The organism is Neoalteromonas flava, assembly GCF_002807685.1.
Lineage (GTDB): Bacteria > Pseudomonadota > Gammaproteobacteria > Enterobacterales > Alteromonadaceae > Alteromonas_E > Alteromonas_E flava.
Genome location: NZ_PEAX01000001.1, coordinates 372,503 through 399,219, shown reverse-complemented (window position 1 = coordinate 399,219; position 26,717 = coordinate 372,503). Strand labels below are relative to the sequence as shown.

27 protein-coding genes are annotated in these 26,717 nt (G+C 45.2%); 17 read left to right on the top strand and 10 right to left on the bottom strand.

Annotated features, from left to right (window positions below):
* Positions 1–162: 162 nt before the first annotated feature.
* The 4 genes from CSH92_RS01895 to queF all read right to left on the bottom strand — a co-directional run bounded on the left by CSH92_RS01895 (position 163) and on the right by queF (position 4,464).
* Complete coding sequence (locus CSH92_RS01895) at positions 163–537, bottom strand: DUF3192 domain-containing protein (protein ID WP_100655904.1); 375 nt, start codon at positions 535–537, stop codon at positions 163–165.
* A 63-nt stretch (positions 538–600) separates the two neighbouring features.
* Positions 601–1,983, bottom strand: coding sequence for a nucleotide 5'-monophosphate nucleosidase PpnN (gene ppnN / locus CSH92_RS01890; protein ID WP_100655903.1), 1,383 nt, complete (start codon positions 1,981–1,983; stop codon positions 601–603).
* 12 nt (positions 1,984–1,995) lie between these two features.
* On the bottom strand, positions 1,996–3,528 hold the full coding sequence (locus CSH92_RS01885) for a GGDEF domain-containing protein (protein ID WP_100655902.1): 1,533 nt from the start codon (positions 3,526–3,528) through the stop codon (positions 1,996–1,998).
* Positions 3,529–3,618: 90 nt separating this feature from the next.
* Positions 3,619–4,464 (bottom strand): NADPH-dependent 7-cyano-7-deazaguanine reductase QueF, encoded by an 846-nt coding sequence (gene queF / locus CSH92_RS01880; protein WP_100655901.1) that lies wholly within the window; start codon positions 4,462–4,464, stop codon positions 3,619–3,621.
* A gap of 66 nt (positions 4,465–4,530) precedes the next feature.
* Between queF and syd the strand changes: the two genes are divergently transcribed.
* The gene (gene syd / locus CSH92_RS01875; RefSeq protein ID WP_100655900.1) at positions 4,531–5,073 is read left to right on the top strand and encodes a SecY-interacting protein; all 543 of its coding nucleotides are present in this window, start codon (positions 4,531–4,533) and stop codon (positions 5,071–5,073) included.
* Here syd and CSH92_RS01870 read toward each other — a convergent pair whose 3' ends face one another.
* On the bottom strand, positions 5,074–5,403 hold the full coding sequence (locus CSH92_RS01870) for a hypothetical protein (RefSeq protein WP_100655899.1): 330 nt from the start codon (positions 5,401–5,403) through the stop codon (positions 5,074–5,076). It lies immediately after the preceding gene.
* A 333-nt stretch (positions 5,404–5,736) separates the two neighbouring features.
* Here CSH92_RS01870 and CSH92_RS01865 point away from each other — a divergent pair, with 333 nt between their 5' ends.
* A complete protein-coding gene (locus CSH92_RS01865; RefSeq protein WP_100655898.1) occupies positions 5,737–6,105 on the top strand; it encodes a DUF3192 domain-containing protein in 369 nt (122 codons plus the stop codon).
* A 145-nt stretch (positions 6,106–6,250) separates the two neighbouring features.
* Positions 6,251–6,892, top strand: coding sequence for a GNAT family N-acetyltransferase (locus CSH92_RS01860; protein ID WP_100655897.1), 642 nt, complete (start codon positions 6,251–6,253; stop codon positions 6,890–6,892).
* Positions 6,893–7,577: 685 nt separating this feature from the next.
* Here the strand turns inward: CSH92_RS01860 and CSH92_RS01855 are convergent.
* Complete coding sequence (locus CSH92_RS01855; RefSeq protein WP_100655896.1) at positions 7,578–7,883, bottom strand: DUF3301 domain-containing protein; 306 nt, start codon at positions 7,881–7,883, stop codon at positions 7,578–7,580.
* Complete coding sequence (locus CSH92_RS01850; RefSeq protein WP_164084629.1) at positions 7,880–8,953, bottom strand: DUF3549 family protein; 1,074 nt, start codon at positions 8,951–8,953, stop codon at positions 7,880–7,882. The genes CSH92_RS01855 and CSH92_RS01850 overlap by 4 nt, the downstream gene beginning before the upstream one ends.
* Before the next feature lie 60 nt (positions 8,954–9,013).
* Here CSH92_RS01850 and CSH92_RS01845 point away from each other — a divergent pair, with 60 nt between their 5' ends.
* Complete coding sequence (locus CSH92_RS01845) at positions 9,014–9,775, top strand: pseudouridine synthase (protein ID WP_100655894.1); 762 nt, start codon at positions 9,014–9,016, stop codon at positions 9,773–9,775.
* Positions 9,772–10,215, top strand: a complete 444-nt coding sequence (locus CSH92_RS01840; protein WP_100655893.1) for a flavodoxin — start codon at positions 9,772–9,774, stop codon at positions 10,213–10,215. The genes CSH92_RS01845 and CSH92_RS01840 overlap by 4 nt, the downstream gene beginning before the upstream one ends.
* Before the next feature lie 56 nt (positions 10,216–10,271).
* On the opposite strand, the gene dapD is transcribed toward CSH92_RS01840, so the two are convergent.
* The 3 genes from dapD to map are packed head-to-tail and all read right to left on the bottom strand — an operon-like array spanning position 10,272 to position 14,562.
* Entirely contained in the window at positions 10,272–11,099 is an 828-nt protein-coding gene (gene dapD, locus CSH92_RS01835; protein ID WP_100655892.1) for a 2,3,4,5-tetrahydropyridine-2,6-dicarboxylate N-succinyltransferase, read from the bottom strand.
* A complete protein-coding gene (gene glnD / locus CSH92_RS01830; protein WP_100655891.1) occupies positions 11,089–13,758 on the bottom strand; it encodes a [protein-PII] uridylyltransferase in 2,670 nt (889 codons plus the stop codon). The genes dapD and glnD overlap by 11 nt, the downstream gene beginning before the upstream one ends.
* Positions 13,759–13,770: 12 nt before the next feature.
* On the bottom strand, positions 13,771–14,562 hold the full coding sequence (map, locus tag CSH92_RS01825; protein WP_100655890.1) for a type I methionyl aminopeptidase: 792 nt from the start codon (positions 14,560–14,562) through the stop codon (positions 13,771–13,773).
* A 353-nt stretch (positions 14,563–14,915) separates the two neighbouring features.
* Here map and rpsB point away from each other — a divergent pair, with 353 nt between their 5' ends.
* The 12 genes from rpsB (at position 14,916) to lpxA (ending at position 26,715) form a co-directional block, all read left to right on the top strand.
* Positions 14,916–15,647: a 30S ribosomal protein S2 gene (gene rpsB, locus CSH92_RS01820; RefSeq protein ID WP_100655889.1), complete on the top strand. Its 732-nt coding sequence runs from the start codon at positions 14,916–14,918 to the stop codon at positions 15,645–15,647.
* 95 nt (positions 15,648–15,742) lie between these two features.
* The gene (gene tsf, locus CSH92_RS01815) at positions 15,743–16,615 is read left to right on the top strand and encodes a translation elongation factor Ts (protein ID WP_100655888.1); all 873 of its coding nucleotides are present in this window, start codon (positions 15,743–15,745) and stop codon (positions 16,613–16,615) included.
* A gap of 151 nt (positions 16,616–16,766) precedes the next feature.
* Positions 16,767–17,504 (top strand): UMP kinase, encoded by a 738-nt coding sequence (gene pyrH, locus CSH92_RS01810; protein WP_100655887.1) that lies wholly within the window; start codon positions 16,767–16,769, stop codon positions 17,502–17,504.
* A 15-nt stretch (positions 17,505–17,519) separates the two neighbouring features.
* Positions 17,520–18,077 carry a ribosome recycling factor gene (gene frr, locus CSH92_RS01805; RefSeq protein WP_100655886.1) on the top strand — a complete coding sequence of 186 codons (558 nt, stop codon included), beginning with the start codon at positions 17,520–17,522 and terminating at the stop codon, positions 18,075–18,077.
* Between the two features lie 17 nt (positions 18,078–18,094).
* Positions 18,095–18,862 carry a polyprenyl diphosphate synthase gene (gene uppS / locus CSH92_RS01800; protein WP_100655885.1) on the top strand — a complete coding sequence of 256 codons (768 nt, stop codon included), beginning with the start codon at positions 18,095–18,097 and terminating at the stop codon, positions 18,860–18,862.
* A complete protein-coding gene (locus CSH92_RS01795; RefSeq protein ID WP_100655884.1) occupies positions 18,856–19,719 on the top strand; it encodes a phosphatidate cytidylyltransferase in 864 nt (287 codons plus the stop codon). Before uppS ends, CSH92_RS01795 begins: the two co-directional genes overlap by 7 nt.
* Positions 19,719–20,906: a 1-deoxy-D-xylulose-5-phosphate reductoisomerase gene (ispC, locus tag CSH92_RS01790; protein WP_100655883.1), complete on the top strand. Its 1,188-nt coding sequence runs from the start codon at positions 19,719–19,721 to the stop codon at positions 20,904–20,906. Before CSH92_RS01795 ends, ispC begins: the two co-directional genes overlap by 1 nt.
* A complete protein-coding gene (gene rseP / locus CSH92_RS01785) occupies positions 20,899–22,251 on the top strand; it encodes a sigma E protease regulator RseP (protein ID WP_100655882.1) in 1,353 nt (450 codons plus the stop codon). Before ispC ends, rseP begins: the two co-directional genes overlap by 8 nt.
* Positions 22,252–22,295: 44 nt before the next feature.
* The gene (gene bamA, locus CSH92_RS01780; RefSeq protein ID WP_100655881.1) at positions 22,296–24,776 is read left to right on the top strand and encodes an outer membrane protein assembly factor BamA; all 2,481 of its coding nucleotides are present in this window, start codon (positions 22,296–22,298) and stop codon (positions 24,774–24,776) included.
* Positions 24,777–24,834: 58 nt separating this feature from the next.
* Complete coding sequence (locus CSH92_RS01775) at positions 24,835–25,350, top strand: OmpH/Skp family outer membrane protein (RefSeq protein WP_100655880.1); 516 nt, start codon at positions 24,835–24,837, stop codon at positions 25,348–25,350.
* A 144-nt stretch (positions 25,351–25,494) separates the two neighbouring features.
* A complete protein-coding gene (gene fabZ, locus CSH92_RS01770; RefSeq protein WP_100655879.1) occupies positions 25,495–25,941 on the top strand; it encodes a 3-hydroxyacyl-ACP dehydratase FabZ in 447 nt (148 codons plus the stop codon).
* The gene (lpxA, locus tag CSH92_RS01765; RefSeq protein WP_100655878.1) at positions 25,942–26,715 is read left to right on the top strand and encodes an acyl-ACP--UDP-N-acetylglucosamine O-acyltransferase; all 774 of its coding nucleotides are present in this window, start codon (positions 25,942–25,944) and stop codon (positions 26,713–26,715) included. It abuts the gene before it with no gap.
* Positions 26,716–26,717: the final 2 nt, after the last annotated feature.

Below are 26,717 nucleotides of genomic sequence, written 5' to 3'. Positions count from 1 at the left end.
GAAAAAATAACACGGGATTGCTGCGCAGCGCGCGCATGTAACGGTCACTGAGTGTTAAAGATTCCTGGATAGATGCACTGGCAGAAACAGCCTGATTGCAAGCTCGATGAAACTCCACGCTTGCTTGAACCAGGCTATCAATTTTGAGCTCTAGTGGCTGCGTCATCCTTCAAGGAAGTTTAGATACACGCCATCACCCCATGCAATTAAGATATCGTCTTCGAAAAGCAGAGGGGTACACTCATTTTGTGTCGTAATGCCATCCGACTTCATGTGTTGGGTACGGTAAAACATCACTTGCATCATACCTTCACGGGTTTTCTTTGCTTCAGTGATGTCTGGCGACCCCAACAGTGCCAGTATCTCCTGCTTTGAAGTACCTAAGTTCAGCTTCGCTATTTGTACTTTGTTGTATTGCTCGCGATCCTCCCAGTCCATATCGTCTGGGCTGTCCGGAAAGAAAGATACAACGGAATAAACAAATACGGCATAAAGAGCAAAACCGGTGATGACCATTTTGATGACTTTGCTATTCATGATTTCCTGTTCGACTCCACGTAATTCTTGAACTGGGTAAGCTTAAAGTGTGTTGTTAAAAAGTTAAACATTAATTGTGTAACAAGGTTCGTATTTACTGCCAGGTAACTTCATTCGTTGCTGATCCACAAAGGACTGTAACAACTGATCGATCATTTTCATTAGTTCAGGATCACCTGACAAGTTAAATGGGCCTTGTTGTTTAATCTGTGCGACTGTTGACGATTTTATATTGCCTGCAACAATGCCTGAGAAAGCCTGGCGTAATACTGCTGCCAGCTGTGCAATGGGTTGATCCCGATGTAATGGAAGTGCAGCCATTGCAGCATGATCCGGTTCAAAGCGTTGTTGAAATATAGTGTCTATTTTGAGTGACCAGTTGAAACTAAATGCATCACCAACCGCGCGACGGTATTGTTCAACCTTTTCGCGGCCTAGACTCATGCTACGGGCGACCTCGCGTGGGTCGTCAATAATGATTTGATAGCGCTGTTGAGCCGCTTTACCTAATGTGGCGCCAACGAACGCGTCAATAGCCTCGAAGTAACCCGCACTGCTGGCTGGTCCTGTCAATATTAATGGGAAAGGGTGCTGGGCGTTGTTTTCATGCAATAGAATACCCAGAATGTAAAGCAGTTCTTCTGCGGTTCCAACGCCTCCAGGAAACACAACAATACCGTGGGCAGCTCGGACAAAAGCCTCTAAGCGTTTTTCAATGTCCGGCATGATAATCAGTTCATTAACAATTGCGTTGGGCGGCTCAGCAGCAATAATGCTCGGCTCAGAAATACCGATGTAACGACCTTTGCGATAACGCTGCTTAGCGTGACCGATAGCCGCTCCTTTCATAGGCCCTTTCATTGCGCCAGGTCCACAGCCGGTACAGATATTCATTTCGCGAAGTCCTAATTGATAGCCGACTTCTTTGGTGTATTTGTATTCTTCAGTGCCAATTGAGTGGCCGCCCCAACAGACCACAGTGTTGAGATCATCATTACCCTCTAGCGCATCAGCATGGCGCAACATATCAAACACCATGTCGGTGATGCTGGTGGCTGTCACATCAGATAAACGACGAACTGCTGCCGGCTCACATTCGGCGATGCCGTTGTATTTAACATGCATGTAAAGCAAATCGCGCAACACAGAAAACAAGTGTTCGTGGACACCAGCTATTAAACGTCCGTCGACAAACGCAACATCAGGTGGGTCGATTAACTCCATTTTGACGCCACGCTCGCGCCTTAACAGGCGAACTTGAAAAGACTCGTATGGGGCGAATAGTGCCTCGGAATCGTCTTCATCGACGCCGCTATTTAAAACCGCTAGGCAACAATTCCTAAAAATATCATAGAGTTCACTGTTGGCTGTGTCGGTAAGCAGTGTCACTTCACCTTGCGATAGCTGGCTGATCCAGCCAACAGGATTGAGTTGTACACGTGTCATAGTATTCAATAGTTAATCACTTATTATTTGGTTGCGCCCATTCTTCTTGGCTTTATATAAATGAGCATCAGCACGCTCAAAAACACTTTCTACAGTATCGCCTTTGACAAATTGTGCCACGCCAAAGGAGGCAGTGATACTGACGGGCTGTTGTTTAAATTTAAACGGCAACGCGGCGAGCTTTTCGCGCAACTTTTGTAAAGGGGGCAATATGTCACCGAGCACACTGTCGGGGAATAACACGACAAATTCTTCACCGCCCCAGCGGGCGAGAAAATCTGTTTTACGCAGGTTGCCGCGCAAGTGTTTGGCAATAACCTGTAAGGTTTTGTCACCCGCGGCATGACCGTATTGATCATTGATTTGTTTAAAATGGTCAATATCCACTATCGCCACACAAAGGCCAGTATTGTGGCGCTGCCAACGATTGAATTCTTGCTCCATGCGCTGATTGTATGCGATTCGATTGGGCACTCGGGTGAGTGGATCAGTATGCGCTTGGGCGCGCTGGTCCTCTAATTTTTTGCGATAATGCAGTGTTTTAGTTTCCATTGCATTGAGTTCGCGCTGCAAGTTTTCTAACAGATTTATTAAGGCTTGTTGCTCTTCCTTGTCGCTTTCTTGACGTTCATTTAGCGAGGTTTGCATCTTAGTTAAATACTGTTGGGCTTGTTGCTTCAGTAGTTCTAAGTCTTTCGAGTCAGTTACCACTTCTCCCAGTTCATCAATGTGCGATTGCAGTGAATTATCTTTTTCTATGCGCAGATTAAGTTTTTCTTGAGCCACACTAAGGGTTGAACTGACCTCTTTATTCATTTTGACCAGTGACCGGTGCAGTTGGTCGACAATTTTGCCGTTTACTCCTGCTTCCTTAATCACTTCTTTTACTATCAAGCGAATAAAGATCAGGCAACATTCCATGAGTTCATTCGGTGATAAACCATTAATCAGCTTATTACGCACATCTTCGAGGCGTTGATCGCCCGGATTTTTCTGATAGTAGGGCTCAATGAGTTGTTGTAATTCTTTACTGATGGTTGCATGCAAAGCACTGTCTATTGGCGTGCTATCGGTCGCTGCGACTGACTTTTCGGTTTTTCCTTGAGGTTCTGAGACGCTATTGGACTGCGAATTGTCCAGCGCCTGCTGATACAGCCCTAGCGCTTTCTCAAATTGCGGTAGTGAAGCGAACATGTCGCCGCTGTGCATACTCAACGATGAAAGAAAGCGCGCTGTTTCGCTTTTTAAATTGGGCGGAATTGATGCCACACCCTGTAGGCGTTTTACAGCGGATTCCAGGCGGCTGATCGTTTGTGAGGTTTGTTTTTTAAGGCTATCGGCATTCTGCATCAGTAACTTATTTAGTTTACCAATACTCACGGTAGCCAACGTAATATTTGGCCTACCTGAAATATGCCCCCGTAAAATTTGTAACTCATGGTCAATTTGTTTGTTGGCACCTTCATAGAACTTGGAAAGTCGAATGATAAACTGTGCCAGTTGCTCATTATGTTTTGTGAGCGACTCGATTTGCTTTTGCTCCAAGAGACCCTTCTCGTTGCGCGTCCACCCGATAGTCTAAGCATTGCCCGAAAAAACCGTTAGGTCAATGCTTAAACAACCTTTGTTACATGTCTACTGCCGAGCAAGACGCCAGTTCGCGTAAGGGGCTTCAAAGTTGGAGCGAAACGGGTTGATATCCAAGCCACCACGACGTGTATAGCGGGCATAAACCGTGAGCCTTTCTGGTTTGCATAAGCGATAAATATCAAGAAATATCCGTTCCACACATTGCTCATGAAATTCGTTGTGCTGGCGAAAAGAAATTAAGTACTTCAATAACGCTTCATGCACTAGCTTGGGGCCTTTGTAATGGATCAAAACACTGCCCCAATCGGGCTGATTGGTGATCAAGCAGTTAGATTTAAGTAAGTGGCTAACCAAGGTTTCGGTTGCGTGTTCAGCTTCACTATATTGTAAAAGTGCAGGCGCATAATCATAGTGCTCAATGCTCACGTCTAAATCGTCGATGCAATTCCCAGTCAACGGATGAATTGCAACTTGATTAAAGTCCCGTGGAGAAATTAATGTAACGTCTACGGGGGCGCCGGCACAAGCGGTTAAATCTTGTTGAATGCACGCCTGCACCTCAGTTTGCGTGGCAAATTCGGATTGATTAAAGCTATTTAGGTACAACTTAAATGATTTACTTTCGATAAGGTTTGGCGACGTTGCAGGCACTGAGCACTGCAGTATTGCAATGCAGGGTTTGCCCTTGGGGTTTAACCAAGATAGTTCATAGCCATTCCAGATATCGACACCATGAAAGGGCAGCGCAGTATCGCTCAATTGGATTTCAGCGCGATTTAAACGGCGTGGTACTGCTTGCAATAAGTCAGGTGCGTAATGCTCTTGGTACTCAACCTCTTTACCCAACTTAAGCGAGCTCATAGCGTCTTGTTCTGAAGTTTGTTTTGTCATAGCGGTAATGCTTACTACGGTGGATCGTTTCCGATATGATACCAGCAGAATGAACAGGAGCTTACATTGACAGAAAAAAAATTAAATCAGGCATTGGATGAATTTATAACGCGGTTCACTGCGCTGCCGAATGACCCACGAACGGAATATGATCCTGAATGGCTCTCACCCTGTCTATTGGAGGCGTTGGCACCTGGAGAGCTGGCACAGTGGAGGCCGGTACTGCAATCTCAATCACGGAGTTTTGCGGACATGGAACAAGCGCTAGAATTGGCCCTAGATCCGCAGCTTAAAGCATACTTTTCGCGCTATTACAGCGACCACATTGAAGCACAGGCGCCACAAGGGAAGTTAACACTATTGCAAATCTGGAACGACGATGATGCTGAACGGTTACAACAAAACTTGATTGGTCATGTACTGATGAAACGGCAACTAAAACAACCCGAAACCTTATTTTTCGCATTGACTGATGAAGAGGATTTTATCGTCAGTGTGGATAATGCCTCAGGGCAAGTTGTACTCGAACAAGTCGGTAAACCTGCCCAACAAGTGTTAGCGCAAGACTTAGCTGAGTTTTTAGCTACGCTACAACCCTTGGCAGAATGATCAGTTTTTTTGCGCGAGTTGCTGCAACAGTTGCTTAAGTTCTGTTAATTCTTGTTCTATTTGGGCAACTCGAGAAAGTGCCTGATGAATCATATCATGCTGGTCAAGTTCTGACGGTTCATCAGACTTTGCTGTGTTGGTTAGGCCTTTATTTTCTGTTTGATAGCGCTGTAAAAGGCTGGCTTTATCTTGTTGTTGCCACCAACGGATAGCATCAATTGCCTGCGGTAGAGAAGGTTTACTCTCGGCTCGCGCTCTCAACAGGCTGGTGCTTGGTTCTAAGCCTTGCGCATAGAGTTGTAGGCAAAGTTGGTGTAAATCAGACTTCATTGTGATCGATTTGCCGGTAAAAGTTAAAGGACGGCTAAAGTAACATATGCCATGGTCTAACGACTAGCTTAAGACAATCCAGTGTAAACTCAGATGAGATGCCGATTAAGCCTTAAATTTTGACTTTGCTTAAGAACGAATAAGCGCTGGTCGATTATTTAGCGTTTCTCGTCAAATCCACCAAAAAGTAGTCAAGAAGACTTACTGTAGATGAGTTGATCCATCTACATTTTACTAAAAATCATTTTAAAACATTAACTTATAAATTTGGCAAGCATTTTGTAAATAACGCTGTGATTGAACATTAAATAGCAACATTAAGGAATTTTGCTCATGCTTAAAAAATCATTACTGCTTTGTGCACTTTGCGCGCCATTGTTTTTATCAGGTTGTGTCGTTTCTGTTGGAGGGGACGGTGATGGCTATTATCAAGGTGATTGGGAAAAGCGTGAGGCCAATAATCGTCGCCACATTAGCCGTTTAGACACATCAATGACGCTGGAAGCGGTTTCGTCGCGCATGGGCATGGCAGATTTTGATGAGTTTTATCAACGCGATGGCTCAGATTATCGAGTACTTTATTATCGCACTCAACGGTCGCACGGTGACGGTATTACCAGCAAAGATGAATGTACACCATTAGTTTTCAAAAACGGACAACTGGTGGGATGGGGTGAAACCGCATTACGCGAATATCTATAACCACCTAACAGCAGCGCTAGCGCCAATTCATTGCGCTAGCGCAATAAATCTACAAATTGTCAGTATTAACTCTTTACAAAATGTTAACAAAGCTCCAGTGTATGAAAACTAGTCAAATTAGTTGTCAATGTGTCAGGAGCACTCGATGGGCCATCAAGCGGTAAAACTTTCCCCCGCACAAGTCAAAGCCAGTTATCTTACGGCTGAAGATCTCAAAGTAGCAGCCTCAATTTTATACAACGCCTATATTGATGATCCGTTATTTGTCGATATTTTTGAGGCTGAAAGAGAAGGTTATGAAAACCGTCTGCGTTCAGCCATTCGTGAAGAACTCCACGCATTTTGGATTGGTAAACAGCCCATCATTGGGTTATTTGACGACAAGCGGTTAATTGCGGTGGCGTGTCTAATTGCCCCTGATGCCGCTTTTGGGGCTGGGCGCTATTGGCATTGGCGGCTAAAAATGTTGCTAACGGCTGGCTTTCTCGGCACTAAGCAAATGATCGACAAAGAAGAGAAAGTGCGTAGTTGCATGCCCGCTGAGAATTATCACATGCTGTCATTTATTGGTGTGCATCCCGACTATCAAGATCAAGGACTGGGTCATGTTCTCATGAGTGCGATAGATAGTGTAATGCTCGAAGAACCAAAGAGTCAGGGGGTGGGTGTATTTGTTACTCTGCCGAAATGCCTATCATTTTTTAAGGGCGGACACTATGAGCATATCCAAGAACTTACCTTTAGTCATATCACTGGGTACATTATGTTTCGTTCGCGTGCTCAGTAATTCTTGTGGAAAGAACTCTGCCATTAAATAAAAGTCTCTTTCTTTGTAAGAGATCGCTTACATGGACGTAGGCAATAGAGGTTTTTTACCTCGGTATTAATCTCACTGATATTTTGTAAGCCCATGTAATTTAATGATAAAAATTATTTGTTGGGCTTTTTTTACGTTTATTTAATCTTTCCTATTGAAATACATCCTCCACATTTTTCCCATCGGCGTATAGTTTCACTGTCACAAGGAAACACGACATGTCAGGAAGACATAAGGATAGCTCAGGACGCTCTAGGGAATGGAGCTGCAAGTCAGGAAGATTTGTTTAAATGGAGTGAGTCAGGAAGACGTGGATTTAATTGGACAGTCTCAGGAAGAGGCCCCCATTGCAAGGATGAATGGGATTGCAGGAATAACGGAAAGGACCTACTCAGGATGAGTAGCTCACTTAGGAAGAGTGAGATTAGAAGGAAAGGGGTGTATAAGGATTTTAATCGGGAAGATTTTAGTCGCAAAGGAACGCAGAGAAGGATGCTCGAAATTCGAAAGGCGAAGCTGTTTAGCTTCGCCTTTTTACTTTATTGACGCGGCATTGTTGCTTGAAGTCTCGCATTCAATATCCAAGCTAATTACATACACCTAAAATCACGCCCATCGGTTCCATCGAAAGTCAAAAATGACATTTAATGAACGTCTAATTAATCGGATACGCAGGTACATCGATATTAGTTACGGTCTTGCCTTGCATTAGAAACCAGCCCTGACTAAGCGATTCACGATTGGCAGAAAATTCAAAGGCATACCAGCATCGCCACACAGGCCTGCCGCGATAAACTCCAATCCGAGTTTTGTCCCTTGCAACACTGACCAACTGCAGGCCATGCTGCTTGCAATAGCTTGCAGCATAGCGGTTGGCAAGTTCGGTCATGGCGCGGATCTGCCAAAATTGCAACGCAATAACCACCAATACCAACAAGATGATTAAATCATAGAGGTTCATGTTGCAGGTTTTTGCTGAAACAACCAACCTATTGCATTGGAAAGTTGTGCTGAACGGTTTGGATTTCTAATCGCGTTTAGCACTTGTGCACGAATATCGGGTAACTGTGCTAGATCAGCAAACAAACTGACGAAAAACGGTGGCTCTGGGCTTAACTTTGCGGTGTGCTCTAAAAACTGCATCAAGCGACTATCCAGCAGGGTTTGCCAGTGTCGACCAGCAATAACGATTAACCGGTCTTGGGTCTGCTCTGGCAGTGCTAGTAATCGATCAACTGCTTGAGCGCGTAAATCATGCTCTGTTGTCTGCGTCAACGCGCGCAGGCACCACAAAGCAAACTCAGAGTCTGCTTGTTGCTGGTTCATAAGAGCAAAAATTGACTTGGCTAACGTGGCATCTATGGCGCGGTTTTCGAGAGCGCAGAGTAAGTGTTTTTGGACCATTTCAGGGTACTTGTTGGGTAAGTTATCAAGCCAAATGAGCCACTCGTCGGTATCGCAAAAATGCGCACAGTCCGCTATCCCTTGTACTGTAATTGTTTCCCAGTCAATCACTTGCGGAGCATTGAGATACTGCTTAGCAGGTTCGAAGTCTTTGCCTTTATGCAGCCCGCTGGCTCTACGAGACAGCGCATTGAAGTCCGCTAGTACTTGTTGATTTGGGGTGAAAATATACGGGTTATCATGGACTTTGCTGGTTGCGTCTAATGTTTGCTGTGGGTCACTTTTTTCTTTCGTTAGCGCGGTAATGATTAATTCCAGAAAGTGTTTGCGCGCAGCGTCGACAACCCTGCCTTGTTCATCAAGTGGTAACTTTAAGAACCAAATATACTGTTGTTCAGATAGCTGTTGATTCCAATAAGTGATCCCTACCCAAAAATGTTGTTGTCGAGGATATGGAGCTGGACGTTGCGCATTTTCTATGTCTAAAAAATCCTGAGAATCTAATGTACGAATACCACGGCCCATATCAAATACACGATAATCGGTGCCTGCGTGAAGGAGGAATTCGCTTATGGAATTAATACTTTTGGACAATTTAACTTCTCGCAATGAATAAATTTTTGGCATTATACACTCTCGACGAAAAGACAGCGACAGCAATGCTGCTGAGTGACTGGGAAACGTGTAATGCTGAATGTGATCTATCAGGATGAGTATTTGATTGCGATAGATAAACCCGCTGGTCTGTTGGTGCATAGGAGTATGATCGCAAAACGTGAAACCGAGTTCGCGTTGCAACTATTGCGCGATCAAATCAATCAACATGTCTATCCCGTACATCGTTTAGATCGACCAACCTCAGGCGTATTACTATTCGCTCTGAATAGTAATACTGCGGCGTTACTTACCGAACAGTTTACGCAGCGACATGTGCTAAAAAGCTATCAGGCTATTGTGCGTGGTCACCTGCCGGTCCGCTGGGATATCGACTATCCCTTACGTGAAATACTGGATCGCAAAACAGACCGTAAAGCGCGCCAAGATAAACCGCCGCAACCGGCTCGAACCGAAACCAGGTGCATACAACGCTTTTCGATCCCTTTGCCAGCGGGGCGCTATAATTCGGCGCGCTTTTCACATATTGAATTGCTGCCACACAGTGGACGTAAGCATCAATTGCGGCGCCATATGGCGCATATTCGCCATCCGATTGTGGGTGATACCACTCACGGAGACGGTAAACAAAATCAATTTCTCCGCCACCACTTTAATTTTCAACAATTGGCCTTAAGTTGTACCTGTATGGCACTAGAACATCCACACACCAACCAGCAAATTGAGTTACAGGCGCCGCTGGCACCCGAATTTTCAGCGTTGTTGGCAAATTGGCAGGTGTTTGAAGCAGAAGAAAATCCTAACTTAGCAATTCATAAGAAGACAAACGAATGAAGAAACTAACCCTATTCGCCGGCTCTGTGTACGGCAATGCTCAGCACGTTGCAGAGCAAGTACAGCAAGCTCTAGAGGCAAAAGGTATTGCCGTTGAACTGTTTGAGGATCCTGGTGTGGACGACTTTAAGCAAGCCCAAGCGGTAATGGTGATCACATCAACTACAGGGCAAGGTGATGTGCCACCTAATTTGGAGTTTTTCCACTCTGAATTGCGCGACCAATTCCCGTTGATGGATGGTAAGCCTTTTGCGGTTGCTGCATTGGGTGACAGTAGTTATGGTGATACGTATTGTGGCGGTGGTCGTCAGTTCCAAGAGTTATTAACTGAACTGCAAGGTAATGCCGTGGTTGATATGCTTGAAGTCGATGCCATTGAAACCTTAGAGCCGGAGAGCGAAGTGGTGCCGTGGGCGTTAGCTGCAGTAGATAAAATGTAGGTGTTTAAAGCGCAGCTGCAAACCACCTGAGTGGGATTTGCAGCTGCGTTGAGACGCTACTCTGCGGCGCGCAGCAATGCGTTAATGCCGACTTTAGCTCGCGTTTTGGCATCAACTTTTTTTACGATTATGGCCGCATACAAACTGCAAGAGCCTTCTTTTGAGGGCAGGGTGCCACTGACAACCACTGATCCTGCGGGAACACGTCCGTAATGAATTTCTCCAGTCTCGCGGTCAAAGATACGTGTACTCTGGCCAATATAAACGCCCATTGAAATAACACTGCCTTCTTCTACCACAACACCCTCAACAATTTCTGAGCGAGCGCCAATAAAGCAATTATCTTCAATGATTGTTGGGTTAGCCTGTAGCGGCTCTAAAACACCACCAATACCCACGCCACCAGACAAATGCACATTCTTGCCAATTTGCGCGCATGAGCCAACAGTTGCCCATGTATCAACCATGCTGCCGTCATCAACATACGCACCAATGTTCACGTAAGACGGCATCAATACTACGTTCTTACCAACAAAACTGCCGGTGCGGACCGTTGCAGGTGGCACCACACGAGTACCATCTTGAACAAATTGTTCAGCCGTATAATCACTGTATTTTAGTGGAACTTTATCAAAGTACTGGCTAACGCCATCCGACATCGGCGCATTGTTGTGTAAACGAAAATACAGCAATACGGCTTTTTTCAACCATTGATGTACTACCCATTCGCCAGCTATTTTTTCAGCCACACGAGCAGCACCAGTGTTGAGCATATCAATCGCTTGCTGCACGGCCTGTTTAACATCGTCGTGGCCGGAGGTAGGAGTAATTGAATCACGTTGCTCGAACGCGCTCTCAATAATGGATTGTAACTCATGCGTCATGTTGTATATCTTCCAGTTGGTCTAGGTTGGTTAGGATTTGTTTTTTTAATTTAACTTGTTCGTCCGGGGATAATGCTAAGCCATCAGCATTAGAGACAATAAAAATGTCTTCTGCACGCTCACCAATCGTTGTGATCTTGGCTAACTTTAAGGTGACATTGCTATCCACAAATGCATGTCCGATCTTGGCTAATATACCTGGCGCATCCAGTGCTTCGAGTTCGACAAGCGTTGCATCTTCTGAGCGGTTATAAAAACGTACTTTGGTGGGTACATTGAGCTGTTTCAATTGACGTGGGATCTTCCGCGCATTGGTATGAGCTCGGCCCGGAGTCGCCATTTGGGTTTTAACTGCATCCTGCAATGCCGTTAAGCGTTGCTCAGCGTCAATCCGGTTACCATCATTATCGAGAATGATAATACTGTCACACACAAATCCATCTGCTGTGATAGTAATGGTGGCATCGTGGATTGATAAATTACGGCTATCGATAACCGAAGCGACTTGCGCAAAAAGAGCGGGCCGGTCTTTACCGTAGATAAACAGCTCAGTACCAGCTTTGGTAGTCATGTTGTTAGCTTTGACCAATAAATCATCGTCATGCTCGCGCTTAAAGCCGAGAATTTCCTGCGTGTGCCAGGCAATTTGTTTGGGCTTATAGCGCGCAAAATAGTCATGATCGAAACGAGACCACAAGGCTTCAATGGCATGATCAGAAAAGGGGCTTTCAGCCAGTAGTTTACGCGCCGCATGCTTATTTTCTGATACTCTTTCAAAAATCGTCAGTTGGCATTGCAAGCCGTTGTCGAGGGCTTTTTGCGTGAGTAAATAAAGTTCTCGCAATAACGAGGCTTTCCAGTCATTCCATAAATTATCGTTGGTTGCGCGAATATCCGCCAGAGTCAGCGCATACAGCAAATTAAGGTGATTGTGGCTCCTGATCTTATTGGCAAACTCATTGACTACGTCGGGGTCATAGATATCACGGCGCTGGGCGACAACCGACATTAGTAAGTGATTGCGTACTAACCAAGCGATAATGTCGGTGTCTGATTTACTCAGGCCATGTGATTTGGCGAAAGCCAGAACATCTTCAGCACCCAATTCAGAATGATCGCCATTACGACCTTTGCCGATATCATGAAAAATCGCAGCCAGATAAAGTAACTCAGGCTTATCTAAATTCTGCGCAATCCGACCACAACGGGGAAACCGGGTATTTTCTGGGCTGAAATAGTGATTCACATGTTTAACTAAACGATGGGTGTGTTCGTCTACTGTGTACGCATGGAACAAATCAAATTGCATCATTCCGACGATGTGATTCCATTCGGGCAAATATGCCTGCAAAATGCCGTATTGATGCATGATATCCCAGCCGAAATCAAAAAAGTGCGGATGTCGCATCAGTTGCATAAATTTCTCACGACACTCAGGGCGCTCATTCAGGTAGGTATCTTGGAATGCGCGTCGTGCATTGCGAAGTTGGCGAATACAGTCGGTATCTAAGCCGGTGACTTCTGGCCGTTCAGCAATCAATAGTAGGAAATCAAAAATTGCTTCTGGTGTTTCAAACACTTTGGCATGGGTTGGTGAAATTAAACCATCATGTAGCTCAAAATCTTTATTTAACGCAGTATTCCCGTAGTCTTGCTTACCTAAGATGTCGTGACTGAAGCGTTGCATTAACATGCGATTAAGCTCATTTACGCGGCGCACCGTGCGAAAAAATGCCTTCATCATGCTTTCTACTGACGCTTTGCCAGCCGAACCATAACCGAGCATTTCAGCGACATCAGTTTGATAGTCAAACAATAGCCGGTTTTCGCTGCGTCCAGCGATAATGTGCAATGCAAATCGCATGCGCCATAAATGAGAGCGACACTCAATAAGTTCAGCATGCTCTTGTTTGGTAAAATAACCGTGCCCAACTAAGCTCCAGCCATCATATTCTTTGAAGTGCTTCTTAGCGACCCAGCCGATGGTTTGAATATCGCGCAAACAGCCGGGGTTTTCCTTCACGTTAGGCTCTAAGTTATACGCGGTACCATGGAACTTAGCATGGCGATTTTGTTGCTCTTCGAGCTTGGCAACAAAAAAGCGGTCACTGGTCCAGACTTTCTTGTCATTAACGCTTTGTACCAGTTTTGCAAAGGTGTCAACAGAGCCCGCCAGACGACGACTCTCAACCAAGTTGGTGGCAATTGTGATATCGCCTTTAGCTAGGGCGACAGTCTCTTTAATCGTGCGTACACTTTGCCCAACATCCAGTTTGATATCCCAAAGCAGAGTGATGAATTCGCCGATTTTTTCCCGTGTGGTTTTATCTGGTGCCTTGTTTGACAGGATAAGTAGATCGATATCCGAGTAGGGCTGCAACTGAGCGCGTCCGTAACCACCCACGGCCACGAGCGATAAGTCTTTAACTTCATCTAGGCCGTATAAATGCCATAGGTGCTGAAGTAAGTTATCGACAAAAACCGCACGGCCAGATACCAGCTCGTCTACCACTGAAGTAGAAAAAGCGTGTTTTAACCAACTGTAGCTATTTTTAACCGTCTGTTTAAATGCGGCGATATTGTAGCGATCATCGATAGCCAAAATGTCGTCAATGAGCTCTTCCAATGTCGCTACTGAGTGTGCTTCGACCGCCGTCATAAAACCTCGATGTTAATGTTCGATAATACGTGGAATGGTTTCTTCTTCGCGCAGGGTCAAAATTTCAACACCATTCTCGGTTACCAACAGAGTATGTTCCCATTGAGCACTCAAGCTGCGGTCTTTAGTTACTACTGTCCATTGGTCAGGCAAAATTTTAGAGTAACGTTTACCTGCATTTACCATGGGCTCAATGGTAAAGCACATGCCGGCTTCCAAGACGTCACCGGTATTTGGCCGACCGTAATGTACGACTTGAGGATCTTCGTGGAATGTTGCACCGATGCCATGCCCGCAGTACTCGCGGACAATAGAATAGTCATGCGCTTCTGCGTGTTGTTGTATGATGTGCCCAATATCTCCTAAACGTACGCCAGGCTTCACTATTTTGATGGCTTTATAAAGGCTTTCTTGAGTCACGCGGATCAGCCGCTCAGCCATGATCGAGGGTTTACCGATGACAAACATTTTAGAGGTGTCACCGTGATAACCATCTTTCTTAACCGTTACGTCGATATTAACAATGTCGCCGTCTTTTAACTTTTTATCCGACGGAATGCCATGACAAATGACATGATTAACCGATGTACAGATAGATTTTGGAAACGGTGGATGCCCGTAATTTAAAGGTGCAGGAATACCGCCCTGTACATCGACGATATAGTTATGACACAAGGTATTAAGTTCATCTGTTGTCACACCCTTTTTAACGTGTGGTGTGATCATCATTAACACTTCGGCGGCGAGTTTGCCGGCGATACGCATTTTTTCGATTTCTTCAGAAGTTTTGATAATCGCGCCCAAAACGAATCTATCCTGTCTGTGATTTTTTATTCAGCGCTGAATGTTAGCGTTATCAGGAGGGCCTGTACAGGTGATCAACACAACAATAACGCATAAGTCATACGTTTCTGTAAGCTTTTATTAGTTTAGCGATATGGGCTAATGAGTCGAAACTAACGAACAAAATAGCCGAAAAAGATAGCTAAAAACTTGAGTGAGGCGGCGAGTCGTGATATAAAGCGCGCGCTTTTCGAAGGTGAAGAGCAAATTTAATTAAATACACACATACATCGACACTGATCCCGGGGTGCTCGCAGATGATGCGAGTCGGTATTGGGGATGTATGGAGGCCTAACCCAAATGAGGACAATTTAATGGCAAACGTATCAATGCGCGACATGCTACAAGCTGGCGTACACTTCGGTCACCAAACACGTTACTGGAACCCAAAAATGAAGCCTTTCATCTTTGGTGCTCGTAACCGCGTTCATATCATCAACCTAGAAAAAACAGTTCCGTTATTCAACGAAGCGTTGAACTACCTTTCAGGTGTTTCTGCGAAAAAAGGTAAAATCCTTTTCGTAGGTACTAAGCGCGCAGCCGGTGAAGCAGTAAAAGAAGCAGCACTTAACTGTGGCCAATTCTACGTTAACAAGCGTTGGTTGGGTGGAATGTTGACAAACTGGAAAACGGTTCGTCAATCAATCAAGCGTTTGAAAGACCTTGAGCAGCAAAGCACTGACGGCACTTTCGAAAAACTAACCAAGAAAGAAGCGTTGATGCTTCAGCGTGAAATGGAAAAGTTAGAAAGCAGCCTAGGTGGTATCAAAGACATGGGCGGTCTACCAGACTGTATCTTTGTTGTCGATGCTGACCATGAGCACATTGCAGTAAATGAAGCGCGTAACTTGGGTATTCCTGTAGTCGGTGTGGTTGATACCAACTCTGACCCAGATGGTGTTGATTACATCATCCCTGGTAACGATGACGCGATCCGCGCAATCCAGCTTTATTTGAATGCAGCAGCTGATGCAGTTAATGCAGGTCGCGATAACAATATCGAAGCTCAAGCTGAGAAAGACGACTTCGTAGAAGCCGCAGAATAATTCAAAGGCGTACTTAATCGCCTTATACGAATCTAAATGAAGGGGCTAAACAGCCCCTTTAGCTTATAACTTACTATTTATTGAGGATTTTAACCATGGCAGTGACTGCAGCACTGGTAAAAGAGCTTCGTGAGCGCACTGGCGCTGGTATGCTTGATTGTAAAAAAGCCCTTGTTGAAACAGACGGCGATATCGAGCTAGCGATTGAAAATATGCGTAAATCAGGTCAGGCAAAAGCGGCTAAGAAAGCCGGACGTATTGCCGCTGAAGGTGTTATCTTAACTACTATCGAAGGTAACCGCGCGACAATGATGGAATTAAACTGTGAAACTGATTTCGTTGCTCGTGACGAAGGTTTCCTAAGCTTCGGTAAGAAAATTCTAGCCGTTGCAGCTGAAAACAACATCAATAGCATCGACGAGCTTAACGCAGCAGACCTAGATGGAGCTACTGTACAAGAAACTCGTGACGCATTAGTGGCTAAAATTGGTGAAAACATCAGCCCTCGTCGTGTTATCAACATTGACGGCGATGTACTAGGTGCATACGTGCACGGTGGTCGTATTGGTGTTGTTGCAATTCTACAAGGTGGCGATGAAGCCTTGGCGAAAGACATTGCGATGCACGTTGCGGCAGCTAGCCCACAGTACGTTAAGCCTGAAGATGTACCGGCTGACGTTGTGGAAAAAGAAAAGCAAATTCAAGTTGAGATCGCGGTTCAATCAGGCAAGCCAGCAGACATCGCAGAAAAAATGGTTGTTGGTCGCATGAAGAAATTCACTGGCGAAATCAGCCTAACAGGTCAACCTTTTGTTAAAGACCCATCAATGTCGGTTGGTGAGTTACTTAAGTCTAAAGGTGCTGACGTGCTTAACTTCGTCCGCTTTGAAGTGGGTGAAGGTATTGAGAAGAAGTCTGAAGACTTTGCGGCAGAAGTTGCTGCGCAAATGGAAGCTGCGAAGAAATAATTCAGCTTCTCGACTTTTGCATCCAGTGATTGTCAGATAAACTACGGGCACCTACATACAGGTGCCCTTTTTGTGAGTGCGATTTAATTATTTTCTAATCGTTCGCACCTTGCATTGCGAGTAACCCGTTTTCAAAAGGAAACCATCGTTCATGAGCGTATCGTCAAAATCAGCCTATCGGCGAATTCTTTTAAAATTAAGTGGTGAAGCCTTGATGGGGGATGAAGACTTTGGCATCGATGCCAAAGTGCTTGACCGGATGGCGCAAGAAATTAAAGAACTGGTTGAACTTGGTGTTCAAGTCGGCTTGGTGATTGGCGGTGGTAATCTTTTCCGCGGCGAAGGATTGGCGAAAGCTGGAATGAATCGCGTTGTCGGGGACCACATGGGCATGTTGGCGACAGTAATGAATGGTTTGGCGATGCGGGATGCGTTGCACCGTGCGTTTGTCAACGCTCGCTTAATGTCTGCAATCCCACTGAATGGAGTATGCGATGCCTATAACTGGGCGGAAGCGATAAGCCTACTTAAATCAGGACGTGTGGTGATTTTTGCTGCGGGAACGGGGAATCCATTTTTCACGACAGACTCTGCTGCATGTCTCCGTGGTATTGAAATAGAAGCTGATGCGGTACTTAAAGCGACCAAAGTGGATGGTGTCTACGATTCAGATCCAGTTAAAAACCCAGACGCAGTATTATATGACCAAATCGGCTACAATGATGTGCTAGAGAAAGAATTAAAGGTCATGGATCTAGCGGCGTTTACACTAGCACGTGACCACAACTTGCCGATCCGTGTATTTAACATGAATAAACCGGGCTGCCTTAAACGCGTAGTAATGGGCGAGTCTGACGGAACCCTTATTGCAAACCCAGAACAAGACTAACAACAGGACATAATTGTGATAGATGAAATTGAATTAGATGCTGAACAGCGTATGGAAAAAAGCATTTCTGCGTTGAAATCTCAATTTAGTAAGATCAGAACAGGACGTGCCCATCCAAGTTTACTTGATTCAATTCAAGTTAATTATTACGGTGCTGATACGCCATTACGTCAGCTGGCTAACGTAGTAGCAGAAGATAATCGTACCTTAGCGTTAACGGTATTTGATAAAAGTGCTATCCAAGCCGTTGAGAAAGCCATAATGCAATCAGACTTAGGCTTAAATCCGATGAGTGCGGGTGCAATTATTCGTATTCCTATGCCACCACTAACAGAAGAACGCCGCAAAGACTTAATTAAGGTCGTGCGCGCCGAAGCTGAGCAAGGGCGAGTGGCTATCCGCAATGTGCGTCGTGATGCTAATAGCGATATAAAAGAGCTATTGAAAGAAAAAGAAATCAGTGAAGATGAAAGCAGAGCGGCGGAAGAAAATATTCAAACGCTAACCAATTCGTTTGTGAAGAAAGTTGACGGCATGTTAGCTGACAAAGAAAAAGAATTGATGGAAGTGTAACGCGTTTGGATAATTTCATGGATAACAGCGACTCTATGCCGAGTAACCTTGATACTGCAGCGAAAGACGGGGCGCTTCCTCGTCACGTGGCAATTATCATGGACGGTAATGGTCGCTGGGCAAAGAAAAAGGGAAAGATCAGAACCTTTGGCCATAAGGCTGGCGTTGATGCTGTGCGTTCCGCAGTAAAATATGCCCGTACGCATGGCATCGAAGTATTAACCCTGTTTGCATTCAGCAGCGAGAACTGGAAGCGGCCAGAAGAGGAAGTCAGTGTATTAATGGACTTGTTCAATCTGGTGTTAAACAGTGAAGTTAAAAAACTCAATAAAAATCAAGTACGGCTGAAGGTGATAGGTGATTTGAGTCGGTTTGACGACAAGCTGGTTGAGAAAATCCATAAGGCTGAAGCCCTGACAGCTGAGAACAGCGCACTAACACTCAATATTGCAGCCAACTATGGTGGCCGTTGGGACATTGTGCAAGCTGCTCAACAAATCGCTCAAGAGGTTGCTGAAGGTAGTCTTCAGCCGGATCAAATAACAGAAGATAGTTTTGGTCAATTCGTCTCAATGGCAGATTTGCCACCACTGGATTTACTTATTCGCACCGGCGGTGAACACCGTATCAGTAATTTTCTCTTGTGGCAGTGTGCCTATGCAGAGTTTTATTTTACCACTACGTTATGGCCAGATTTTAATGAAGAAACTTTTGCCGCGGCGGTGCAAGACTTTAATGAACGGCAACGGCGTTTTGGCCTAACTGGTGAGCAAGTGTCATGTTGAAACAACGCATCATCACTGCTCTTATCCTCGCACCTCTCGCGTTAATCGCGATTTTGTTTTTGCCGGTCTTTGAGTTTCAGATTGCTATTGCTGGTGTGGTCTCAATCGGTGCTTACGAATGGGCAAAAATGTCTGGACTCAACAGTCGTATGTATAAGGCTGTCTACACCCTGCTAGCATTGACCATTTGTATTTTCTTTGCCCAAGTGGTTGAGCAGAATTTGATTTGGTATCAAGGCCAGCTGAATGCCGTTTATCGTTACATACTTGGGGTGGCCTGTGTATGGTGGCTATTCTCTTTGGCAATGATTATTGCTTACCCTCGCTTTAGTGCTTTCTGGAAGCACAGTATCGTTATTCGCGCAATTTTTGGCTTATTTACCCTCATCCCCACGTGGGTGGCCGTCGTCTCACTACGCACAAGTTTATATGAAGTTGACCCTTTTTACGGTGCGTCGTTAATTTTTTATGTACTTGGGATCGTCTGGGCGGCCGATATCGGCGCGTTTTTTGTTGGGGTTAAATTTGGTAAACATAAGTTACGGCCCAATGTATCGCCAGGCAAAACTTTGGAAGGGTTACTTGGTGGCGTCACTGCATCAATCGCTATAATTGCTTTTGCAGCTTTACATTATCAAGTCGATCCCTCGCGGATTTGGTTACATATTGTTATTGGAGCGTTAACCGTGGGCGTTTCGGCGTTGGGTGACCTCAATGAAAGTATGTTTAAACGCTGTGCGGGCATAAAAGACAGCGGTAAAATTTTACCGGGCCATGGTGGTGTGATGGACCGTATCGACAGCCTAACGGCTGCATTCCCGGTTTTTGCCTTCTGTTACGTGACTTGGATGGCATAGTGCAAACAATTACAGTATTGGGTGCAACCGGCTCGATAGGTTGCAATACACTTGATGTTATTAATCGTCACCCTGACCGGTATCGCGTGTTCGCGCTCACGGCCCACCGACAAGTAGCAAAGCTGATTGAGCAGGCGCGTTTGTTTGCGCCACGATATGCGGTACTCACTGACCCTGACTCGTTTGAAGAGGCACGTAAACTCGCCGCATCTTTAGCGCTCGAAACTGAAATTTTATTTGGCGAAGACGCCTTGGCTTTTGTCGCAAGCGACCGTGCTGTAGACAGTGTTATGGCGGCTATTGTGGGTGCAGCTGGATTATTACCGACAATGGCAGCGGTCAAGGCAGGTAAGCGAGTCTTGCTGGCCAACAAAGAATCCTTGGTTATGAGCGGTGAATTGTTTATGCAAGCGGCGTCTCAATACCACGCTGAAATCATTCCGATTGATAGTGAGCACAATGCGATATTCCAAGCGTTGCCAAAGAATTATCAATACGGTGATATGGCGGGCAATGGTATTGCCAAAATCTTATTGACCGGATCTGGCGGGCCCTTTTTACATAGTCCGTTATCCAGTTTCGATGACATCACCCCAGAGCAAGCCTGTGCCCATCCCAATTGGGATATGGGGCAAAAGATTTCGGTTGACTCTGCGACAATGATGAACAAGGGCCTGGAATTTATTGAGGCGCATTGGCTGTTTGGTGTAGGTGCGGATGACATAGAAGTGGTTTTGCATCCACAAAGCACTATCCATTCAATGGTGCAGTACATTGATGGTTCAGTCATCGCTCAGCTAGGACAACCGGATATGCGTACGCCCATTGCTTATGGTTTGGCGTATCCCGAGCGGATTGATGCTGGGGTTGATTATCTAGATTTCTCTCAGCTGCGTGATTTTACTTTTACAACACCGTGTCCTGAGCGTTATCCGAATTTATTTTTGGCAATTGAAGCCTGCAAATCTGGGCAGTATGCCACCACGCAATTGAACGCTGCGAATGAAGTTGCCGTGGCAGCCTTTTTAGCTAAGCAAATAAAGTTCAGTGATATTGCTAGAGTTAATCAGTTGACCTTGAAACAATTGGAACCAAAAGAGGTTTCTTCTATCCAACAGGTTCTTGATATTGATCAGTTAGCCAGACGCGAGGCACAAAAGGTAATTCAGGCGCACTGTTATGGTTGATTTTTTATGGAATTTGGGCTCCTTTATTGTTGCCTTAGGCATTTTGGTTGCAGTCCATGAATGGGGGCATTTTTGGGTCGCTCGTCGCTGTGGTGTTCATGTACTCAGGTTTTCCATCGGTTTTGGTAAACCTTTGTGGAGCACGCGAGATAAACAGGGCACTGAGTATGTGGTCGCAGCAATCCCGCTAGGTGGCTATGTCAGGATGCTGGATGAGCGCGTTGATGAAGTAGCTCCAGAGTTTAAAAATCACACCTTCAACTGCAAGACAGTAAAGCAGCGCATGGCAATCATTGCCGCGGGCCCAGGGGTGAATTTTATTTTCGCCATATTTGCCTTGTTTTTAATGTATTTAATTGGCGTACAAACGGTGAAACCGGTTCTCGGTGAGGTTCCCGCAGGGAGTTTTGCCGCTCAGGGGGGACTGGCGGCGAACGATGAAATTGTTAAAGTCGGCACGCGCGAAACTGTAGATTGGTCAGCAGTCAATTTAGAACTTATGAGTTATATCGGTGAAGCACGCCTTCCGATTACGGTTAAGCGCGAAAGCGGTGTGACTCAGCAGTTAGTGTTACCGATTGATACGTGGAAATTTGATCCTGAAACTGAGTCAGCATGGCGCAGTTTAGGGCTCATTCCTTTTCGTCCTGATGTAACACTAGAGGTCGCCACAGTTGCTGAAGATAGTCCTGCCAGTTTAGCCGGATTAGCTGTAGGTGATACGCTGTTGAAGCTTGGTACACAAAGGATTGATTCGTGGCAGCAAGCGGTAGAAATTATTACGGCAAATCCGGGTGAGTCCATGTCTGTGACTGTGCGCCGTGATGGACGCGAAGAGATTCTTGTGGTGACTCTAGACAGTGTTGCTACCGAGCAGGGCAGTCGCGGTTATTTAGGAATGGCACCGCGAGTTGAACCTTGGCCAGAAGGTATTGTCTTTATACACCAGTATGGGGTGTTTGCCGCCGTCAGTAATGCAATCGATGGCATGTGGCGTTACACCACAGTGAGTTTGGATATGTTAGCCAAACTCTTTACGGGTGATGTCTCGGTTAAAAATTTAAGTGGGCCAATTTCGATAGCTCAAGGTGCTGGGATAAGTGCGGAATATGGAATCGTCGAATTTTTACGTTTTTTGGCGATTATTAGCGTAAGTTTGGGCATAATAAACCTTTTGCCCATTCCGCTGTTAGACGGTGGTCATTTACTCTATTTATTGGTTGAGTCGATCACGGGTAAACCGGTGTCTGAGCAAACTCAGGAACTTGGTTTTAAAATTGGGGGCTTATTGCTGTTAACTCTGATGGGAGTAGCAATATTTAATGATATTGCCCGCTTAGCATAAATATAAATAACGTTAGCAAACGTGCGCAGGAAGAATAGTAATAAATGAAGTTTAGACAGTATGTTGTAGCAGGATTGTTTTTGTCTGCTGCTCACCTTGCCTCTGCAAATGAAAGCGAATTCATCGTCGAAGATATCCGAGTTGAAGGCCTCCAGCGAGTGGCTCTCGGTGCGGCATTAACTTACTTGCCGGTGCAAGTGGGTGATGAGTTAAACGACTTTAGGGTTTCGCAGCTTATTCGTTCACTGTACTCATCGACGCACTTTGAGAACATTGAGATTTTACGTGACGGAAACACTCTTGTGGTTCGAGTCTCCGAGCGTCCCACCATCAGCGATATCATTTTTGAAGGCAATGATGATATTAAAGATGAGCAACTCCAAGATAGCTTGGACGGGAATAATATCCGGGTTGGTGAGCCACTCGATAAAACCGTCCTAACGTCGATTGAGAATGGTTTAAAAGATTTCTTTTACAGCATTGGTAAGTACAGTGCTGATGTGAACGCGATTATCACGCCATTACCGCGTAATCGGGTTGAGTTAAAACTGTTGTTTGAAGAAGGTGATGCGGCAGAAATCCAACAAATCAATATTGTTGGTAATGACGTATTTTCTGATGCTGAACTCTTCGAGCAAATGGAACTGCAATTTAATACCCCATGGTGGGACTTCTTATCCGAGACTCGCTACCAGCAACAGACGTTGTCTGGCGATATGGAAACCATTGAAAATTACTACAAGAACCGCGGTTATTTGCGTTTCGCCGTAGAATCCACGCAAGTCTCAATGACTCCAGAAAAGACGGGTATTTACATCACTATGAACGTCTCTGAAGGTGAGCAATACACCATTTCTGATGTAGAATTGGTCGGTGATGTGATTGGCCACGAAGAATACATCAAAACTGTGTTACCGCTAACTCCGGGCGAAATGTACAACCAGGCAGAAGTGACTTACACCGAAGAGTTTATTAGTAAGTATCTTGGTCGCTTTGGTTATGCTTACCCAACGGTTACTACAGTGCCGGAAATTAATGACGAAGACAAAACGGTTAAGTTAACCTTGTCGGTTGACCCTGGTAAGCGCATCTATGTTCGTCGCTTAAATTTCGAGGGTAATGTGATTACCGCAGATAACGTATTACGTCAAAACGTCAGTCAAATGGAAGGCACTTGGTTATCAAATGCTTTGTTGGAGTCCTCGAAGAACTCTCTGTCGCGTTTGACCTATATGGAAGAGGTCGAATTTGATACTGTGCGTATTCCTGGGGAAGACGATAAAGTTGATGTCAATTTTACCGTTAAAGAGCAGCCATCAGGCTCCTTTAACGCCGGTATCGGTTACGGCGACCGCACCAAGTTGAGTCTGCAAGCGGGTATCCAGCAAGACAACTTCTTGGGTACCGGTAAGCAAGTGGGTATTAGTCTCAACACGGTATCTTACCAACAGTCGGCGCAGATTACCTATCAAGATCCTTTCTTTACTATTGACGGCATTAGCTTAGGTGGTGTGGTTAGCTACAGCGAGTTTGACGGCGAAGATTTCAACGTTATTCGCTTCAACAGTAAGCAGTATAAAGTAGGTGCTAATATCGGTTACCCGATTGATGAGTTTAACCGTATCAATTTTGGTTTAACCTATTCAAATGTAGAGCTATTCAACCGTTCGCAGTACGAGCAAACCGACCGCTTCTATAATCAATTCTTGGACATTGATGATCCAGATGCTTCTATCAAATACCAGAGTTACCAAGCATCGATCTCGTGGCGTCGGACTACCTTGAACCGTGGGGTATTTCCAACCGCGGGTTCGTCGCAAAGTGCATCGTTTAGCATTACCACACCGAACTCTGACGTGAACTATTTCAAGACAATTTTTGATACTAAGTTCTATTTCCCGCTATCCCGTGATCAACGTTGGTCGTTTTTAGCTCGCTTACGCTTGGGTTATGGTAACGGTTATGGTGATAAAAATGGCAATGAACAAATTCTTCCGTTCACTGAAAACTTCACTGCGGGTGGTGCGGACACATTGCGCGGTTTCGAAAACAATACGGTTGGTCCGCGCGGTGTTCAGCGTTTCTCACAAGGCGAAATCGTAGGGCCTGATGGCAATATCATACCAGGCAGCCCAGAGAATGATTCCTACTTGCTGTCAAATCGTAGTCTGGGTGGTAATGCGATGGCACTTGGGGGCTTGGAATTGATTGTTCCGACCCCATTTGTAGAAGAAGATTTTGATAATTCGGTACGCACAAGTGTGTTCTTTGATATTGGTAACGTGTGGGATACTGAATTTGATTACGACGAATACGCACGGCTAACCAATGCAGGCGCAGGGCGAAACGACTTTGATGAACTGTTAGATTACAGTGACTGGAAGCTGTATCGCGCTTCTGCGGGTATTTCGGTACAATGGTTATCACCCATGGGGCCGATGGTATTTAGTTTCTCCAGAGCCATCCGCGAGCGTGAAGGTGATGATGCGAGATTCTTTACCTTCAACATCGGACAAACATTTTAATAATAATTCACGCTGACGCAGTCAGTGGCTAACAAATTTGTGAATAAAGGAGTTTCAATTGAAAACATTCGCTAAACATATCGTCGCAAGTGCATTGCTCAGCAGTGCCGTTATCAGTGCACCAGCAGTAGCTGAAATGAATATTGCTGTCGTTGATGCGCAGTCAGTATTTCAAGCTATGCCTGAAGCTGCGGCTATTGCAGAGCAAATTCAAAATGAATTCAAAGATCGCATTGAAGCGATCCAACAACTTGAGCGTGACATGCAGTTTTATGCTGAAAGTTTGCAGCGTAATGCGGCGACCATGAGCGAGCAAGAAAAAGCGGAAATGCAGGAGAAAATCCTTGCAGCTCGTCAAGAGTACGCGCAAAAAGCACAGCCATTACAACAAGAAATTCAGCGTCGCCAGGCAGAAGAGCGCAACAAGTTGATTGCTTTGATCCGTCAGTCAATTGATAAAGTCGCAGCAGATGGCAACTATGATATGGTCATCGATGCCGGCGCAGTTTCGTTTACCAAGCCGAAATTTGATATTTCTGCACAAGTACTCGAAAACGTTAATAAGTTAAACTAAACGGTCGATGAAACACAGTTAGACCAAACACTTAGCTGTTTGGTCTGATTTGTTTTTTGGCTTTTTGCGCGTATTGTTGGCAGCCAAAATTAAACACTGACGCTAACCTATGTGGTAAGAGCGTTACTATGCAGCGGAGGCACTTTGGCCAACTCATTAAATCCCATTGAAATTCAAGAAATTTTGGATTTACTTCCTCATCGGTATCCGTTCCTACTGATCGATCGCGTAACTGATTTTCAATCAGGCGAGAGTATCAAAGCCTACAAGAACATAACCTTTAATGAGCCTTGTTTTATGGGCCATTTTCCTGGCCATCCGATTTTCCCTGGCGTCTTGATTTTGGAAGCTATGGCGCAAGCGGCTGGTGTGCTAGGCTTTAAGACGAAGGGGAAAAGTGATGAGCTTTATCTCTATGCAGGGATTGATAAGGCGCGTTTTAAGCGTCCGGTTACGCCGGGTGACAGACTTGATTTTGACGTTAAGCTAATTAAAGAAAGACGCGGGATCTGGAAATTCCACGGTGTGGGCAGTGTTGATGGCGAGGAGGCCTGTTCTGCCGAATTTATGTGTGCAATGCGAGCTATTTAAATGACAATACACGCCACTGCGATCATTGAACCTGGTGCCAAATTGGGCAATAACGTTTCTGTTGGTCCATTTAGCTATATTGGTAACGATGTTGAGATAGGTGATGATTGCGTTATTGAATCTCATGTCGTTATCAAAGGTCCAAGTAAAATCGGTAAGGGTAATCACTTTTATCAATTCGCAAGTATCGGCGAGGCTTGTCAGGATAAAAAATATGCCGGTGAACCGACGCGTCTAGAGATAGGCGATAATAATATTTTCCGTGAGTCGGTCACTGTGCATCGTGGCACAGTACAAGATCAAGAGTTAACTAAAATAGGCAGTAATAACCTGTTAATGGTTAATGTCCATGTTGCCCATGATTGTGTGGTTGGTGATGACAATATTTTCGCCAATAATGTGACTTTAGCAGGCCATGTGCATGTGGGTAACAGCGTAATATTAGGCGGCTTGGCGGCCATTCACCAGTTTTGCAAAGTAGGTTCGCACAGTTTTGCCGGCGGTGGTGCAATTATTCTGCGTGATATTCCGCCTTTTGTCATGATCAGTGGGACTAAACACATTCCGCAAGGTATCAATTCTGAAGGCCTGCGTCGTCGTGGGTATGGCAAAGAAACCATCATGCAAATCAAACGCGCTTACAAAATCATCTATCGCGATGGCAACACTGCCGATCAGGCGATATCTCTACTAAAAGAAATGGCGACGCAAACTCCAGAAGTCGGCTTGTTAGCTGATTTTATAGAACAGTCTGAACGCGGCATTATTCGTTAATC